Source organism: Pseudomonas sp. Mn2068, assembly GCF_049319725.1.
In the GTDB taxonomy this organism is placed as follows: Bacteria; Pseudomonadota; Gammaproteobacteria; order Pseudomonadales; family Pseudomonadaceae; genus Aquipseudomonas; species Aquipseudomonas gingeri.
Map to the genome: position 1 here is coordinate 11175 of NZ_JBMOUG010000009.1, position 15621 is coordinate 26795.

Sequence of the window (15621 nt, forward strand, 5' to 3'; positions counted from 1 at the left end):
GAGGGGGGGACTGTGCACGGACAATGCTCCGCCCTGGGTGTTTTTTACTCCATTTCAGAGGGTTTTGTCTGGTGGGGGGAACTCTCCTGGCCGGGATTTTTTTCCGCCAGTCGGGCCAGGTGCTGTTGCAAGGCAGTCTCCAGGGCTGACATGGCTTCGAGGATCGCTGCCCTGGCGTTGTCGATCACATTCGCGGAAACGTTCTGCTCGCAGGCTTTCTCCAGGTGTTCACAACGCTCGACCAGGGTCCGGGCCTGGATGATCCGGGCCGCGCCCCTGATCTTGTGGGCCATGTCCATGAACGCGCCGGGGCCCGACTGCAGCGGCAGCGCGATCAATTCGTCGCGATCGTTGCGGCAACTGTTGAGCAATTCGTCCATCAGCCGTCGCACCAGCAGCGGTTCGCCGCCGGTCAGGGCGTTCAGGCCTTCGATGCTGAAGGGGGGATCGAAGGGTAGCGGGCGCAGGTCGGCCAGCTTCTTGTTCAGTGCGGTCAGGCTGATCGGCTTGAACAGGCAATCATCCATCCCGGCCTGCAGGCAGCGGGTGCGCTCTTCCGGCTGGGCGTTGGCGGTGAAGCCGAGCACCGTGCAACGTGGCCGGGCCTGTGCGGCCTCGTGTTCACGCAGGCGACGAGTCAGCTCATAACCGTTCATCACGGGCATGTTGCAGTCGACGATGACCAGGTCGAAGTGTCCGTCCTTCCAGGCCTGCAAGCCGGTCGCACCGTTCTGCTCGGTGCTGAATCGATGCCCGAGAAAGCCCAGTTGCTGGCACATCAACAAGCGATTGGCGGGATGATCGTCGACTACCAGCACATTCAATTCATGCAGGGCCGGGGGGATCTCCGGCTCACGCTCGATCACGCCCTGGATCGGCTCCAGGCAGCCGAGCTTGAGTGACACCGTGACCTGGGTGCCCTGGCCGGGGACGCTGGAGAGGGTCAGGGTGCCGCCCATCATTTCACAGAGACTGCGACAGATCACCAGGCCCAGCCCGGCACCGCTGCGGGCCAGGTGCCCGGAGTTGTCGGCCTGGGCAAACGGCTGGAACAGACGCACCTGGTCGGCGTGGCTGATGCCGATGCCGGTGTCTTCGACCCGCAGTTGCACGTCGACCTGTTGCGGATCCGCGGCAGGCTGGATGTTCAGGCCGATGCTGATCTGTCCCTGCTCGGTGAACTTGATCGCGTTGCTGATCAGGTTGGACAGGATCTGCTTGAAGCGCAGCGGATCGACCAGCACGTCGCACGGGCGGTTCTGTGTCGGCGCCAGCATCACCAGGCTCAGGCTTTTCTGTCGGGCCAGGCCATCGAACACACGGGCGACCGAGTCCACCAGTTCGGTCAGGTTGACGCGTTCCGGGGACAGGCTGAGGCGGCCGGATTCGATGCGGGCGATATCGAGGATGTCGCCGATCAGTTCCAGCAGGTCCTTGGCCGAGTTGTAGGCGACCTCGATGGCGGGGCGGTCGAGATGGCCCTGGTCTGCGCGCCTGAGGGTCAGTTCGAGCATGCCGATCACCGCATTCATCGGCGTGCGTATCTCATGGCTCATGGTTGCCAGGAAGGTGCTCTTGGCCCGGTTGGCGTCGTCCGCCTGTTCCTTGGCCGAGCGCAGTTCCTCGAACAACTGGCGTCGTTCGCTGATATCGATCCAGCCGCCGATGATCCCCTGCACGTCGCCCAGGGAGTTGCGGTAGGGCAGGATCCAGTGGTAGATGGCCAATTCCCGCCCGCCAATGTGCAGGGTGCGATCACAGATCAGCGGCGTGCCTTCGTCGATGACCCGCAGGTAGTCGGCCTGGTACTCGTCGGCCTCCTGCTCGTTGCCAAGGGCCCGTGCGCCGTCCTGCACGCTTTTGCCGACGACATCTTCGAGCTTCGCCGAGAATGCCTCCAGGTAGCTGTCGTTGCAGGTCTGCAGCAGGCCCTGGCGGTCGCGCACGTAGATCGGGTGCGGGGTGCCATTGACCAGGGCCCGCATGAATTCGAACTGGTCGCTCAGGGCCCGCTCCGCCAGTTGGCGCTGACGGATCTGGCGGCGCATGTAGGCGTTCCAGGTCAGCGACAGCAGCAACAGCACGCTGGCGCCGATGACGACCTGGATGATCAGGCGATGATAGTTGCGCCAGTAGCTGTCGGAAGCCGGCGTGTAGCCGCGCCAGCGGCTGTTGACGATGCCCAGTTCGTCAGGCGCGATGCTCAGCAGTGCCTTGTCCAGGATCGAGCCCAGTTCGGTGGCGCCGCGTGCGGTGGCCAGGGCGAAGACCGCCTGCTGGGTGCCGATGGTGGCGCTGATCTGCAGCTTGTCTTCGAACACCTGCGAGGCAATCAGGTAATTGGCGATCACCAGCGAGCCCACTGCGCCTTCCACCTGACCCTGGGCGAGCAGTTCGACCGCCTTGAGGCTGTCATCGGTTTCCACCAGGCGGATCTGCGGGAAGTCGTTGCGCAGGTAGTCGGTCAGCGGGTTGCCGCGGGTGATGGCCAGGCGCTTGCCTTGCATCTGGTCGAGGTTGCCGGGGCTGTCCTTGCCTTTCGCCGTGAGCAGGACGAAGGAGTTCTCCATGTAGGGGCGGCTGAAGTGCAGGAGGTTTTCCCGCGTATTGGTCGGGCTGATGGCGGCAATGACGTCGGCCTTGCCGCTGCCGATGCGGCCGATCATGTCGTCCAGGCTGCGGGACTTCTGTATTTCGAAGCGCAAGCCGGTGCGCAGGCGGATCAGTTCCAGCAGGTCGGCCGTCACCCCGCGAAAGTTGCCATCGGCATCGAAGAAGGTAACGGGCGCGAGGGCCTCGTTGACCACCACCCGCACCAGCGGATTGGCCTTGAGCCACTGTTCCTCGCGGTTGGTCAGTTGCAGCTTGTGGTCGGTCAGCAGGATATCGCTGCCAGCGCTCCAGCGTTGGGCGATGCTCTCGCGTTCGCCGGTGGGGATGGCCTGCAGGATGCTGTTGAGGATGCCCAGCAGCAGCGGGTTGTCGCCCCGTACGGCAAAACTGAAGCCGTAGGCTTCGTGCTTGCCGAAATTGGCCATTTTCACATTGCGCAGGTAGCCCTTGTTGATCAGGTAGTGGGTGGAAATGGTATCGCCCAGGAAGACATCGGCCTGATCGAAGGCAACCGCATTGATGGCATTCAGGTAGGAGGGGTAGAACTGGATGATCGCGTCGGGATACAGCGTCTTGATCTCATCCAGCGGCAGGTAGTGGTAGACCATGCTCAGGCGCATGCCGGCCAGGCCGTCGGTCAGTGAGCGGGTCTCGCCCTCGCGGGTGACCAGTACCGGCTGGTCGACGGCATAGGGGATGGACAGTGCGATGTTCTTGTTGACGGCTTCGAAGCCATTGGCACTCCCGAGCAGGTCGATCTTGCCGTCCTCGAGGGCCTGGATTGCCGCTTCGCGGGTTGCAAAGCTCTGTACCTTGACGGGCAGGCCCATGGCCCTGGCGAGAATACCCGCGTAGTCCGCCGTGATGCCCTCGTAGTCACGCCCGCTGACCGTCATGTCGAACGGCGGATAGTCCGGGGCCGAGGTGCCCAGCACCAGCGTGCGGTGGTCCTCGATCCAGCGGCGTTGTTCCTTGTCGAACCGTACCTCGAGATGGCCGCTGCTCGAACGGCTGAGCAGGGCGAAGTGGGTGACATCGCCGGTTTCTGCAAGCGCTGACAGGCACAGGAACATTCCCGTGATGATTGCCAGATAATCCTTTAAGCGCGTGGGCATCCGTTTTCTCACACTACCGCGTTGCGTTTGGCCATTTCGATCAGCTCTACCAGGGATTTGGCTTTCAGTTTTTGCATCAGGCGTTTCTTGTAGGTACTGACGGTCTTGTTACTGAGGAACATGCCCTTGGCGATTTCCTTGTTCGTCCGCCCTTGGGCGAACAGTTGCAATACCATCAGTTCCCGGTCGTTCACCAGTTTGAAAAGTTCCATTTCCGGATTTGTCGCTTCATCTTTTCGTCCACCGATCAACGCCTGGCTAGGGAAGTAATTGTAGCCGGATAATACCGCTTTCACCGCGCTCATCAATTCGCTCAAGTCTTCCGTCTTGCAGACATACCCGGCGGCTCCCGATTGCATGCAGCGAATGGCAAAGAGCGAGGGCGACTGTCCGGTCAATACCAGCGTTTTCAGCGAGAGGTTCATTCCGTCCAGGCGGGCCAGGACTTCCAGCCCATCCAGCTTGGGAATGCTGACATCGAGAATGACCAGGTCCGGCATGCATTCGCGCACCATCTGCATCGCATCGACGCCATTGTCCGTCTCGCCAACTATTTCATAACAATCTTCCTGTTCCAACAATATCCTGATGGCAAGGCGGACAACGGGGTGGTCGTCGACGATAAAAACCGAGTTCATAATAAAATCCCATACGAGCTTCGTAGAAAGCGCGCACATTAGCTCAGTTGCACCCCGAGGCGCATGAATAGAGGCGCCTACAGAAGCTGTATAGGAATATTCCTACTTTAATTAGGCTGTTGACTTACGCTCTTGGCAAGCCAAAGGTGGAAGTGCGCGACCTTTTAGATTTTTTGGTTATGAATGTTGGTTTAGTGTTTGTGGTTTTTTATAGATTCTTAGGAAGTATCCTACAGATAGGTGGATCGGTATTTGTAATATTTATGTACTTGGATTGTGTACCTTGGCGGCATGACTGAAGTGTTTTCCTCACGCTGAATGATTTTTCGTCATCCGCTGCCTTTCAAACGCCAATATGTTTTTCAGCGCGAGGCCATTGAGGGGTTTGGTCAGGCAGCCCAGCAAGGGGATATTGCGCGACACGGCCGCTTCGCTGAGCACCTGGAGCTCTTCGAGGCTGAGACTGCTGAGCAGGATCGCCTGTTTGATCTTGCCGCGCTGATTGGCGGTCTGGATCAATTCGAGTCCCAGCAGGTCGGGCAGGCACTGGTCGCAGAGCATGAGGTCGAAGGGCGCCGGCGAGGCCTCCATGGCCGTCAGGGCTTCGGCTGCGTTTGAGGTCGGGGTGAGGAGATGGTAGCCGTAGCTGTTGAGCAGGCTCTGTGTCGCGGCCAGTTGAAAGGGATGATCCTCCACCAGCAATACACGCAGGTTTTGTTTGGACATGCGATTTTCCAGGCGAACTACCTACTTCGAACAAGGCTTCAGGAGCAGGCGTGGAACAGGGGGGTGGGCCTGAAGTCGGGCGCTTGTTGAGCGAGGGGTCGGATTGAGTCCGGGTGGCAGACTAAGAGGGAATGGATTATTTCAGCGGGTCCAACATAGTCTCCATCAGGTGATTCCGGGGCAAATGTAGGCTTTCTCCGTGTGGGACGCGGGCATCGCTGTTCGCTCGCGGGCCCGCCGGCTTGGCGCCAGCGGGCCCGCGGGATCACTGGGGACTGGAGCGGCCGGTCATTTCCCGGGCCATTTCGCTGGCGTAGCTGTCGGTCATCCCGGCGATGAAGTCGATCATGCGCAGGAACGAGGTGTGCAGCGGCCAGTCCGGGTGAGGTGCATTGTTGCCGAGCAGGTCGAGGATCCGCCGGTGCTTGAACGACGGCGTACGGCCGCCATGCTGCTCCAACGCGGCGCCGCAGAACGCGTTCAGGAGGATTTCCAGGGTGGTGTAGGCACCGATCTCGTGGAGCGTCTTGCGCTTGTCCTGGAAGATCTTCTTGCGCGCGATGTCCTTCGCGTTGAGCACGCAGCGCTTGGCCGGCCCGTGCATGTGTTCCACCAGGTCGCCCGACAGGGTCCCGGCGAGCAAGGCGTCCTGCTGTTCGACAAAGGCCCTGGCAGCGGCGTTGGTCAGGTGCTCGATGGCCTTGCCGCGCAGGATCGCCAGCTTGCGCCGCCGCGAGTCCTGCGGACCCAGTTGCCGGTAGGTTTCCGGCAGGTCGTCGCCCACCAGCCCGAGCAGCAGCGACTCGACTTCCGCGTAGTTCAGCAGATCCATCTCCAGGCCGTCCTCGAGGTCGATCAGGGCGTAGCAGATGTCATCGGCGGCCTCCATCAGGTAGACCAGCGGATGCCGCGCCCAGCGCTGTTCTTCCAGCTGCGGCAGGCCGAGCTTCTGGGTGATCTGTTCGAGGATCGGCAATTCGCTCTGGTAGCAGCCGAACTTGTGCTTCTTGTAACCCAGGGAATCGGCGTGCCGGGCGGTCCAGGGGTACTTGAGGTAGGTGCCGAGGGTTGCGTAGGTCAGGCGGGTACCGCCGTCGAACTGGTGGTATTCCAGCTGGGTCAGCACCCGGAAACCCTGGGCGTTGCCTTCGAAATTGAGGAAGTCGGCACGCTCGGCGACGCTCATGTCGTCCAGCCAGCCACGCCCGGCCGCCTGCTGGAACCAGTGGCGGATCGCATCCTCGCCGGAATGGCCGAAGGGCGGGTTGCCGATGTCGTGGGCCAGGCAGGCCGATTGCACGACCATGCCCAGGTCGCTCGGCTCGCACCAGTCGGGCAGGGCGCCGCGCAGGGTTTCGCCGACGCGCATGCCGAGGGAGCGACCGACGCAACTGACTTCCAGCGAGTGGGTCAGGCGGGTGTGGATATGGTCGTTGCTCGACACCGGGTGCACCTGGGTCTTGCGCCCCAGGCGCCGGAAGGCTCCGGAGAAGATGATACGGTCATGGTCTTTGTGGAAAGGGCTGCGTCCCAGCTCTTGCGGGCTGTGCAGGGGCTTTCCCAGGCGTTCGCGGTTGAGCAGGGTTTGCCAATCCAAGGCGCGTTCTCTCCGTCGGGTGATTGAACCACCAGCTTCCCGGTTAGGCGGCGCGCCTGCAAGCAAAAACTACAAGCCGGCGGCGTCGATATCGATCAGCAGCAGACGCTGGCCGTTGTCGAAGAACTGTCCGGCGGTCAGGCAATACTGGTTGCTGGTGGCATCGCGGTAGGTGCTGGACAGGGTCAGGCGGCGTTCATCCCAGCCTTCGGCCAGCAGGTGATAGAAGTACGGGCGCCATGACCAGTTGTGGCCCAGGTAGCTGCTGTCGGCGTGCCAGGCATGGTTGCGCCACTCCAGGTTCGGCGTCAGTTGCGTGCCGTGCCGGTCGCATTGGTAAAAGCGCAGCAGCCAGGGATAACTGTCGAGTTGCGGCAACTGGCTGATCGGCGCCTGGGCCTGGGCCCAGGCCTGGAGGATGCCCATCAGCTCGCCCAGTTGCAGGCGCAGGCTCATCAGTCGGGCCCGCTCGGCGAGTTTTTTCTGTACATAGCGTTCACGCAATTCGGCGAACCGCGCGACGAAGGCATCGCTGGGGAAAAAGTCCAGTTCGGCCCTGGCAAACAGATAGCCCTGCACGTAGCGTGAACCGCACTCCAGGGCGAAATTCAGCTCGGCTTCGGTTTCCACCCCTTCGGCGATGATCCAGCAGCCGGTCTTTTCCGCCATCTGCGCCAGGGCCTTGACCACTTCGCTGCTCGGTCCGCCACGGGCGGCCGCCTGGAACAGGCGCATATCGAGCTTGAGAATATCCGGCTGCAGGGCCAGGACCCGATCCAGTTGCGAATACCCGGCACCGAAATCATCGATGGCGATCCGCGCGCCGGCTTCGCGATAGCGGCTGACCGCTTCCGAGAGGCGCGAGCTGTCACCGCTCAATTCGGTGATTTCAAAGACGATACGCCGTGGGTCGACACCGTGCTGCTGCAGTTGTTTCAGGCTCGGCAGGGCCTGGCCACTGCTCAGGCGGCTGATCCAGCGGGGGGACATGTTGAGACTCAGGAACCACTCCGCGGGGGCTTCGTGCAGGCGGCTCAGGGCGTTGTCGCGGATCTGTCGGTCGAGGCGACGCAAGGCCGCGGACGGCGTGCGCGGGTCGGCGAACAGCGGTCCCACGGAGGTCAGTTGCCCATCGGCCTGGCGCAGTCGGCCAAGCGCCTCGACGCCGGCGATGCGTCCGGTGGCGGTATCGATAAAGGGCTGAAAGCAGGCGAGCGGTTGCCCGTCGATCACGGAGCCTCCTTGGTCGGTGTTATGGGGCTGGCTGGCACACGGGCAGGGTGGAATGGCGCGAACCACGGAAAACCGCCGTCGGTTCGCGTTCGATCCATTGCTACTGCAAGAATGCAGCCAGATTCGCCGGGATCAGCGTTTGCCGGATGAGCCTTGCAGTGCCAGCCTGATCAGCGGAAGCAGGCTGGTGCCCAGGCGGATCAGGCGGGACAGGCCATTGAGGCCGCTGCCCTTGGCGCCCTTGCCGCCGAGAAAGCCCAGCAGGGTGACCACGCCGATCCCCCATAGCGGGGCGTGCTTGATGCCGAGATTGTCCTGCCAGTTCTGGCCCAGGCCGCGCATGCGTTGCAGTGGTTGCAGCAACTGCCCGGACTCATGGCGGATTTCCTGGCGGTGCATTTCCATGCGCAGGCGAATCAGCGCCTTGCGCATTTCCCGGCGCGAGCTGTTCTGTTTCAGTTCGGGGGCACTCATGGCAGCAGTCGCTCGCGGTCGTTGGCCAGCTCTTCGAGCGTGGCGTGGAAGGGAGAGGACTCATCGAAGATCGCCGCCTTCAGGCGCAGGCCACAAAACAGTGCCGCCAGCGTATAGAAGGCGCACAGGCCGATGATGCCGGTCAGGCGATAGGTGTCCCAGACCAGGATCAGCACCAGTGCCGAAAGGCCGATCAACAGCAGCAGGGCGAACACCAGCGCCAGTCCGGCGAACAGCAGCAGGCTGACGGTGCGGGCCTTCTGTTCCTGCAGTTCGATGCCGAACAGCTCGACATGGCTGTGCAGCAGGCCGAGGAAGGCGGCGCCCAGGCGGCGCGTGGAGGAGCGGGTGCTGCCCGCTTCATCGCTCGCCATGATCAGCGCCGCGTGGCCAGCAGGCCGATCAGGAAGCCGATCCCGGCGGCGATGCCGACGGACTGCCAGGGATTGGCCTGGACATAGTCCTCGGTCGCCACCACGGCGGCCTGGCCGCGCTCGCGCAGGGACGCCTCGGTCAGTTGCAGGGTCTCCCGGGCCTTCAACAGGCTGTCGTGAATCTGCGCGCGCAGCTCGTCAGCCTGGTCGCCGGCCAGGGTCGCGGTATGTTCGAGCAGACGTTCCGTGTCGCTGACCAGGGTCTGAAAATCCGCCATCAGTATTTCCTGAGCAGTCTTTGCCGTTTTGCTGACCATGGTGTTCTTCTCCTTGAGAGGCGTTGTGAAAGGCGTGTGACAGGTTCGAGTACAGGCCGTGGGCGAAGGTTCACTGCGATCGGCTGGTACAGGTTTTGCTATGTGCTGGTGCGTTGTTGCCGATGCGTGCGCCTTATCTGGGCGTCGATCGGCGGGAACCCGCGAAAACCTTACCCTAAATAATCAAAATACGCGGAAAAAACCGAAGTGGTCCCTGACCCTGTTCTTCGCCCTGCGCCAAAGCGGTTCGCCGCCGGTCGCCGATTGCGCCAATAGAGTGCGAAAAATGGGCGCATTGAACAGCTTTGGTGCTTTTCCCTGACTTCAGGTCTGCCGTCTCCATGGAAAATTTGCAAAGCGCTGTGGACACTCTGGTCCATGGCTCCAATACCCTGTTCATCCTGATCGGCGCGGTCATGGTCCTGGCCATGCACGCCGGTTTTGCCTTTCTCGAAGTCGGCACTGTACGCCAGAAAAACCAGGTGAATGCGCTGTCGAAGATCCTCAGTGACTTCGCCATCTCGACCCTGGCCTATTTCTTCATCGGTTACTGGATCTCCTACGGCGTGAGCTTTCTGCACCCGGCGGCGCAGATCAGTGGCGATCATGGCTATGGGCTGGTGAAATTCTTCTTTCTGCTGACGTTCGCCGCGGCCATTCCCGCGATCATTTCCGGCGGGATCGCCGAGCGTGCACGGTTTGCCCCGCAATTGTGCGCCACGGCGCTGATCGTGGCATTCGTCTATCCCTTCTTCGAGGGCGTGGTCTGGAATGGCAATTTCGGCCTGCAGGCCTGGTTGCTGGAGCGCTTCGGGGCGAGCTTCCATGACTTCGCCGGCTCGGTGGTGGTGCACGCCATGGGCGGCTGGCTGGCGCTGGCGGCGGTCCTGCTGCTCGGGCCGCGCCAGGGGCGTTACCGCGATGGACGACTGGTGGCGTTCGCGCCATCGAGCATCCCGTTCCTGGCCCTGGGGTCATGGATCCTGATCGTCGGCTGGTTCGGCTTCAACGTGATGAGTGCGCAGACCCTGCAAGGCGTCAGCGGCCTGGTGGCGGTCAACTCGCTGATGGCGATGGTCGGCGGCACGGTGGCGGCGCTGATCATCGGTCGCAACGACCCGGGCTTCCTGCACAACGGGCCATTGGCCGGGCTGGTGGCGATCTGTGCCGGTTCCGACCTGATGCATCCGGTGGGTGCGCTGGTGACGGGGGCGGTGGCCGGCGGGTTGTTTGTCTGGTGCTTTATCGCCACCCAGAGCAAGTGGAAGATCGACGATGTCCTGGGTGTCTGGCCGCTGCACGGCCTGTGCGGCGTGTGGGGCGGGGTGGCCTGCGGGATCTTCGGCCAGCAGGCGTTGGGCGGGTTGGGCGGTGTCAGCCTGATCAGCCAGTTGATCGGCACGCTGTCGGGCGTGGCGGTCGCGCTGATCGGCGGTTTTGCCGTGTACGGCGCGATCAAGGCGGTGCATGGCCTGCGCCTGAGCCAGGAAGAAGAGTACTACGGCGCCGATCTGTCGATACACAAGATCGGCGCGGTCAGCCAGGACTGATTCAGCCCCCGAGCAGGCGTGCCTCGCACGCTTCGATGGCGGCCAGTGTCCCGGACATCAGCACGGTATCTCCGGCGTGCAGGGCGGTATCGCCGTCCACCTCGAGTTCCTTGCCGGCGCGCTGCAGGCCCTGGACTTCGACGCCCAGCTGTTCGAGTTCAAGGGTATTGATCGACTGGCCGCAGGCATGGGCGTCGACGGCCAGGTTCACCGCGTGCATCAGCACCTTGGGCTGGCCCTGGGTGCCGAGCAGGTTGGTCTGCGCGCCGTGATAGAAACCGCGCAGCAGCTTGTAGCGGGTGTGCCGGACCTCATTGACCCGGGCCTGCACCTGCGGCTCGGCAACCCCGAGCATGATCAGCGCGTGGGAGGCGAGCATCAGGCTCGACTCCAGCAGTTCCGGGACCACTTCGTTGGCACCGGCGGCCTTCAGCTCGGCGAGCTGACTGTCGTCACGGGTCCTGACCAGGATCGGCACCGTCGTATTCAGGTGGCGGGCGGCCTTGAGGACGAGCATGGCGATATCGGTCTTGTCCACGGCGATCACCAGCAGCCGCGCCCGTTCGAGGCCGACGGCGGCCAGCAGGTCGCCACGACGTGAGTCGCCGTAGTGCACGCAGCTTTCACCGGCCGCTGCCTCGCGCACCCGTACCGGGTCGTCGTCGAGGGCGACGAAGCGTTGCTGTTCCCGGCGCAGGAAACGCCCGATGGACTGGCCGACGCGCCCGTAGCCGCAGATCACCACGTGCCCGTGCAGTTCCGCGTTCAGCGCGCTGATCTCCTCGAGCCGGGCCTCCTGGTTCGGCTTGCGGTGCAGCCGGGCGGCGATCCGCGGGGCGGCCCGCAGCAGCAGTGGGGTGAGGACCATGGAGCAGAAGGTCGCGGCCAGCAGCAGGCCGCTGATATCAGCCGGCATCAGCTTGTTCTGCTGCATCTGGGCCATCAGCGCAAAGCAGAATTCACCGCCCTGGGCCAGGGCCAGGCCGCTGCGCCAGGCGGTTTCCGCATCGCTGCCGCGCAACCTGACCAGCAGCGCCACTATCGCGCCCTTGATCAGCAGCAAGGCCAGGGTCAGGCCGAGAATCAGCAGGCCGTGGTCGGCGAACAGTTGCAGGTCGATCAGCATGCCGATGCTGACGAAGAACACCCCCAGCAGGATGTCGCGGAACGGCCGGATATCGGCTTCGATCTGGTGGCGGTAGTGGCTTTCCCCCAGCAGCATGCCGGCAAGGAACGCCCCCAGGGCTGGCGAAAGCCCCAGCAGGTGGGTCAGCCAGGCAGTCAGCAGGACGATCACCAGCGCCAGCAGGACAAACAGTTCCGCCGAGTGCGATGCGGCGACCTCATGGAACAGCCGTGGCAGCAGCCAGCGGCTGGCCAGCAGCAGGCCGACGAACAGCACCAGGGTTTTCCCCAGGGTGATCGGCAGCGCCCAGTACCAGGCCTGGTCGCTGCTGCCGGCGAACACCGGGACCAGGGTCAGCAGCAGGACCGCGATCACATCCTGGAACAGCAGCACGCCGATCGCGTTCTGACCGTGGCTGCTGAAGATCTCGCCGAGACTGGTCAGCTCCTTGCTGACGATTGCCGTCGAGGACAGGGCGAGGCCGGCGCCGAGCATCAGCGCCGCCACCAGCGGCATGCCGAAGAACACCAGCAGGCTGCCCAGCGCCGCACCGGTACAGGCCACCTGCAGGCTGCCGAGGCCGAATACCACGCGGCGCAGGGCGAGCATTTTCGACAGGGAGAACTCCAGCCCCAGGGAAAACAGCAGGAACACCACGCCCAGCTCGGCCAGGTCCGGCAGGTTCTCGTTGTCGTTGACCCAGCCGAAGGCGGTTGGGCCGACCAGCAGGCCGACGCACAGGTAGCCCAGCACCGGTGGCAGTTGCAGGCGCCGGAACAGCGCAATCACCACCAGTGACGAGGCGAGGATGATCAACAGATTGGCAAACACAAGCGTCTCCGGTCAGGACCGACAAAAAAGCCGCCAGCATCATGCAGGCGGGCAGGGCATCGATTGATGGCGGTCATCGTTTCAAAGCAATGTCTCATATTTGGCACGGTTCGCTATGCTCAACTTCGGAATGCCAGGGGGAGGCGTCCTTTCAGCGAGTAGACGACGGAGAGGAGTATGGAGCGTCTGTATTCTCTGCAGGGCCTGAGGGGCGCGGCAGTATTGGGGGTGGTGCTGTTTCACATGGCGGCGGTGGAGCTCAAGTACTCCGGTGGCGATGCGTTGCTGCCGGCGCTGGTGGACTTCTTCCAGTTGGGCGTCGATCTGTTTTTTGTCATCAGCGGTTTCGTCATGGTGATCGTCACCCGTGGACGCTTCCAGGACAAGGTCCAGGTCCAGCGTTTCCTGTTCAACCGGGTGTCGCGGATCTACCCCAACTACTGGCTGTATTTCTTTATCACCCTGGTGGTCTATCTGTTGTCGCCGACGCTGGTCAACAGCTCCCATGGCGGCTCGAACCTGCTGATGTCGTTCCTGCTGCTGCCCAACGAGCGCGTGCTGCTGGTGATGGTGGCCTGGTCGCTGGTGTTCGAATTGTGGTTCTACCTGGTGTTCAGCCTGCTGCTGGCCTTGCGCGAGCGCTGGCTGCCCGTCCTGCTGGCGATATGGGCGCTGGCGCTGGTGCTGTTCAACCTGCTGGACTCCTGGCAGGACTATTCGCCGGCGCTGAAGATCGTGCTGCATCCCTATGCGCTGGAATTCATCGTCGGCAGTGCGTTGGCCCTGTTCTTCTATGGCCGGCACAGCGCGCGGGTGCCGACGGCGGTGGTCTGGCTGATGTTCGCCGCGAGCCTGCTGGTGGGTTTTCCGCTGATCTACCACTACCAGTTGTTCTTCAGCGAAGGGCTGGTTCGGATGCTCGCGGTCGGCCTGGTATTCGGTGCCCTGACCCTGTCACTGGTGCTGCTGGAACGACGCCAGCTGATTCGTTTTCCACAGCCCCTGGTGTTTACCGGCGACATGTCCTACACGATCTATCTGTCGCACTTGCTGGTACTCGGGGTGATTGGCCGCGCCTGGCTGGTGATCGGCAACTGGCCGGGGAGCCTGCTGGACAACCTGCTGTTCCTGATACTGATGATGGTCGCAGTGCTGTGCTACGGCTGGGTCGGCTACTCGTTCTTTGAAAAGCCGGTACTCGACCGCGCGACGAGCTACTGCAAGCGCCGGTTCCGCGGCGCGACATCGCGCCAGCAGACCGATGCCGCGGGACGACAGGTGAAGAACGATGGCTAAAGCCCTCAACGGCAACCTGGATGCGCTGAAAGTCCTGCTGGCGGTATTCGTCGTGGTGCTGCACTGCCATTTCATGGGCGGCAACTACACGGCGCCGGGCTATGTGCTGTGCAATGGCCTGTTCCGGGTGGCGGTGCCGACCTTTTTTGTCATCAACGGCTATTACCTGTGGCAGACCCTTGCCCGCGGCCACTCCTTCGCGCTCTGGTTCAAGCGCGGCCTGCTGCTGTACCTGTTCTGGATGCTGGTCTACAGCCCGACCTACACGAGTTTCGCCGCCCTGGGCAGTGTCGGCGGGGTGCTGGCGATCCTCAAGCAGTTCGTGATCGGTTATTTCCACCTCTGGTACCTGGTGGGCATGCTCGGCGGCGGGCTGATCCTCTACCTGTTGCGCCAACGGCCAACGGGCCTGCTGATGGTGCTGGCGCTGGGGGCATTCACGGTGGGCCTGGTGCTGCAATATGCGCGGGTCTATTTCGAATTGCCCAATGCCTTTCTCCAGCACTTCAACCAGAACGACTATACCGCCCGCAACTTCCTGTTCATGGGCTTTCCGTTCATGGCCCTGGGGTTTCTGCTGGCCCGCCACGGGGTGCCGGAAAAGGTCACGCGGGGGCAGGTCTGCGGGGCATTCGTCGTGGGCCTAGTGCTGGTGCTGGGCGAGGCCTGGCTGAATTACTCGCATCAGGCCGATGCCCGGCAGAACTTCGATTTCCTGGTGTCGTTGCCCCTGATCACACCGGCATTGTTCCTGCTGCCGTTCGTGTTTTTCCGGGCGTCCACCAGCACTCTCAACGCCAAGCTGTCCTCGGCGCTCTACTACGTGCACCCGCTGTTTCTCTACGGGGCACTGTCGATGGGGTTGGCGTACGGCAACACCCTGACCGTCGTGGTCCTGGCCCTGGCCTTCCTCGCGGCGCCGCTGCTGATCCTCGCCAGCCGGCGCGCGCGGTTCATTCTCTGAGGCCGGCTCGACTGCCCCGGGCGACGGGCCTAGAATGAACCTTCATCCTGTCCCGGACCCTTTGCCATGCTTCCTGAATGCCAATTGTTCGGCACCCTGGGTTGCCATCTCTGTGAAGTCGCCGAAGCGGTGCTGATGCCGCTGGTCGAACACGGCCTGATGGTCGAACTGGTGGACATCGCCGACAGCGAAGAGCTGTTCGAGACCTACAGCCTGCGGATTCCGGTGTTGCGCCGGGCGGATAACGGCGCGGAGCTCGGTTGGCCTTTCGATGCCGAGCAGGTCGTGGCCTTTGTGCGCTGAATCCTTCCCCTGAATCCCCGCGATCAACGCTGTCCCGACCCTTCTGTTTCATCAAATTGCCTGAGCTTGCACCCGCAAAACGCCTGTGCTTACGTCGCGTCATGACGTTTTGATGCAGCACGTTCGGTGGTGCAGGGAGGAAGTGAGATGAAAGGGAGGCAAGTGTTGCTGGTCAACCAATTGGGCGGACGCAAATTTCTCGCGACATTGGTGGTAGGTGTAAGCACCGCGACCTTGACATGGTATGGAAAGATTGATGGTGCAACCTATGCCATGGTGATCCTGGGCACGGTGGGTTCGTTCATCGGCGGCAACGTCTATGGAAAGGTCCATCCCAGGGAATCATGACCGCAGTGTGCGGCCGGTAATCCGTTGGCGGATTACGAAAAATTCAGTTACTGTATATTCATACAGTTTTCGTCTCGGTGTTGGGACAGGATGTCCACCATGACATGCGCACCCAG

At 62.5% G+C, this 15621-nt stretch carries 14 protein-coding genes; 5 read left to right on the top strand and 9 right to left on the bottom strand.

The window, feature by feature from the left end; translation table 11 throughout:
* Positions 1–44 precede the first annotated feature (44 nt).
* From ACL9RJ_RS20610 to ACL9RJ_RS20645, 8 genes are all read right to left on the bottom strand, one after another.
* Positions 45–3728 (bottom strand): transporter substrate-binding domain-containing protein, encoded by a 3684-nt coding sequence (locus ACL9RJ_RS20610; protein ID WP_042935255.1) that lies wholly within the window; start codon positions 3726–3728, stop codon positions 45–47.
* 8 nt (positions 3729–3736) lie between these two features.
* The gene (locus ACL9RJ_RS20615; protein WP_042935256.1) at positions 3737–4366 is read right to left on the bottom strand and encodes a response regulator transcription factor; all 630 of its coding nucleotides are present in this window, start codon (positions 4364–4366) and stop codon (positions 3737–3739) included.
* Positions 4367–4675: 309 nt separating this feature from the next.
* Complete coding sequence (locus ACL9RJ_RS20620) at positions 4676–5092, bottom strand: response regulator (protein WP_017125886.1); 417 nt, start codon at positions 5090–5092, stop codon at positions 4676–4678.
* A 265-nt stretch (positions 5093–5357) separates the two neighbouring features.
* The gene (locus tag ACL9RJ_RS20625; RefSeq protein ID WP_017125887.1) at positions 5358–6689 is read right to left on the bottom strand and encodes a deoxyguanosinetriphosphate triphosphohydrolase; all 1332 of its coding nucleotides are present in this window, start codon (positions 6687–6689) and stop codon (positions 5358–5360) included.
* Between the two features lie 69 nt (positions 6690–6758).
* The gene (locus tag ACL9RJ_RS20630; RefSeq protein ID WP_017125888.1) at positions 6759–7922 is read right to left on the bottom strand and encodes an EAL domain-containing protein; all 1164 of its coding nucleotides are present in this window, start codon (positions 7920–7922) and stop codon (positions 6759–6761) included.
* A 132-nt stretch (positions 7923–8054) separates the two neighbouring features.
* Positions 8055–8396 carry a hypothetical protein gene (locus tag ACL9RJ_RS20635; RefSeq protein ID WP_017125889.1) on the bottom strand — a complete coding sequence of 114 codons (342 nt, stop codon included), beginning with the start codon at positions 8394–8396 and terminating at the stop codon, positions 8055–8057.
* Positions 8393–8770, bottom strand: a complete 378-nt coding sequence (locus ACL9RJ_RS20640) for a phage holin family protein (protein WP_017125890.1) — start codon at positions 8768–8770, stop codon at positions 8393–8395. The genes ACL9RJ_RS20635 and ACL9RJ_RS20640 overlap by 4 nt, the downstream gene beginning before the upstream one ends.
* Before the next feature lie 2 nt (positions 8771–8772).
* Entirely contained in the window at positions 8773–9087 is a 315-nt protein-coding gene (locus ACL9RJ_RS20645; protein ID WP_017125891.1) for a DUF883 family protein, read from the bottom strand.
* Positions 9088–9428: 341 nt separating this feature from the next.
* Between ACL9RJ_RS20645 and ACL9RJ_RS20650 the strand changes: the two genes are divergently transcribed.
* Positions 9429–10637 carry an ammonium transporter gene (locus tag ACL9RJ_RS20650; RefSeq protein WP_042935257.1) on the top strand — a complete coding sequence of 403 codons (1209 nt, stop codon included), beginning with the start codon at positions 9429–9431 and terminating at the stop codon, positions 10635–10637.
* Between the two features lies 1 nt (position 10638).
* On the opposite strand, the gene ACL9RJ_RS20655 is transcribed toward ACL9RJ_RS20650, so the two are convergent.
* A complete protein-coding gene (locus ACL9RJ_RS20655) occupies positions 10639–12594 on the bottom strand; it encodes a monovalent cation:proton antiporter family protein (RefSeq protein WP_017125893.1) in 1956 nt (651 codons plus the stop codon).
* A gap of 177 nt (positions 12595–12771) precedes the next feature.
* On the opposite strand from ACL9RJ_RS20655, the gene ACL9RJ_RS20660 reads away from it, so the two are divergent.
* The 4 genes from ACL9RJ_RS20660 to ACL9RJ_RS20675 all read left to right on the top strand — a co-directional run bounded on the left by ACL9RJ_RS20660 (position 12772) and on the right by ACL9RJ_RS20675 (position 15505).
* On the top strand, positions 12772–13890 hold the full coding sequence (locus ACL9RJ_RS20660) for an acyltransferase family protein (protein WP_017125894.1): 1119 nt from the start codon (positions 12772–12774) through the stop codon (positions 13888–13890).
* Positions 13883–14854, top strand: coding sequence for an acyltransferase family protein (locus ACL9RJ_RS20665; protein WP_422765612.1), 972 nt, complete (start codon positions 13883–13885; stop codon positions 14852–14854). The genes ACL9RJ_RS20660 and ACL9RJ_RS20665 overlap by 8 nt, the downstream gene beginning before the upstream one ends.
* A gap of 66 nt (positions 14855–14920) precedes the next feature.
* Complete coding sequence (locus ACL9RJ_RS20670; protein ID WP_177084998.1) at positions 14921–15157, top strand: glutaredoxin family protein; 237 nt, start codon at positions 14921–14923, stop codon at positions 15155–15157.
* 162 nt (positions 15158–15319) lie between these two features.
* Positions 15320–15505 carry a hypothetical protein gene (locus ACL9RJ_RS20675; RefSeq protein ID WP_244861828.1) on the top strand — a complete coding sequence of 62 codons (186 nt, stop codon included), beginning with the start codon at positions 15320–15322 and terminating at the stop codon, positions 15503–15505.
* Positions 15506–15621: the final 116 nt, after the last annotated feature.

What these genes read in the sequence shown, in the direction of transcription:
- ACL9RJ_RS20610 (WP_042935255.1), bottom strand. Translation starts at nt 3,728, where the DNA reads ATGCCCACGCGCTTAAAGGATTATCTGGCAATCATCACGGGAATGTTC.
- ACL9RJ_RS20615 (WP_042935256.1), bottom strand. Translation starts at nt 4,366, where the DNA reads ATGAACTCGGTTTTTATCGTCGACGACCACCCCGTTGTCCGCCTTGCC.
- ACL9RJ_RS20620 (WP_017125886.1), bottom strand. Translation starts at nt 5,092, where the DNA reads ATGTCCAAACAAAACCTGCGTGTATTGCTGGTGGAGGATCATCCCTTT.
- ACL9RJ_RS20635 (WP_017125889.1), bottom strand. Translation starts at nt 8,396, where the DNA reads ATGAGTGCCCCCGAACTGAAACAGAACAGCTCGCGCCGGGAAATGCGC.
- ACL9RJ_RS20640 (WP_017125890.1), bottom strand. Translation starts at nt 8,770, where the DNA reads ATGGCGAGCGATGAAGCGGGCAGCACCCGCTCCTCCACGCGCCGCCTG.
- ACL9RJ_RS20645 (WP_017125891.1), bottom strand. Translation starts at nt 9,087, where the DNA reads ATGGTCAGCAAAACGGCAAAGACTGCTCAGGAAATACTGATGGCGGAT.
- ACL9RJ_RS20650 (WP_042935257.1), top strand. Translation starts at nt 9,429, where the DNA reads ATGGAAAATTTGCAAAGCGCTGTGGACACTCTGGTCCATGGCTCCAAT.
- ACL9RJ_RS20660 (WP_017125894.1), top strand. Translation starts at nt 12,772, where the DNA reads ATGGAGCGTCTGTATTCTCTGCAGGGCCTGAGGGGCGCGGCAGTATTG.
- ACL9RJ_RS20665 (WP_422765612.1), top strand. Translation starts at nt 13,883, where the DNA reads ATGGCTAAAGCCCTCAACGGCAACCTGGATGCGCTGAAAGTCCTGCTG.
- ACL9RJ_RS20670 (WP_177084998.1), top strand. Translation starts at nt 14,921, where the DNA reads ATGCTTCCTGAATGCCAATTGTTCGGCACCCTGGGTTGCCATCTCTGT.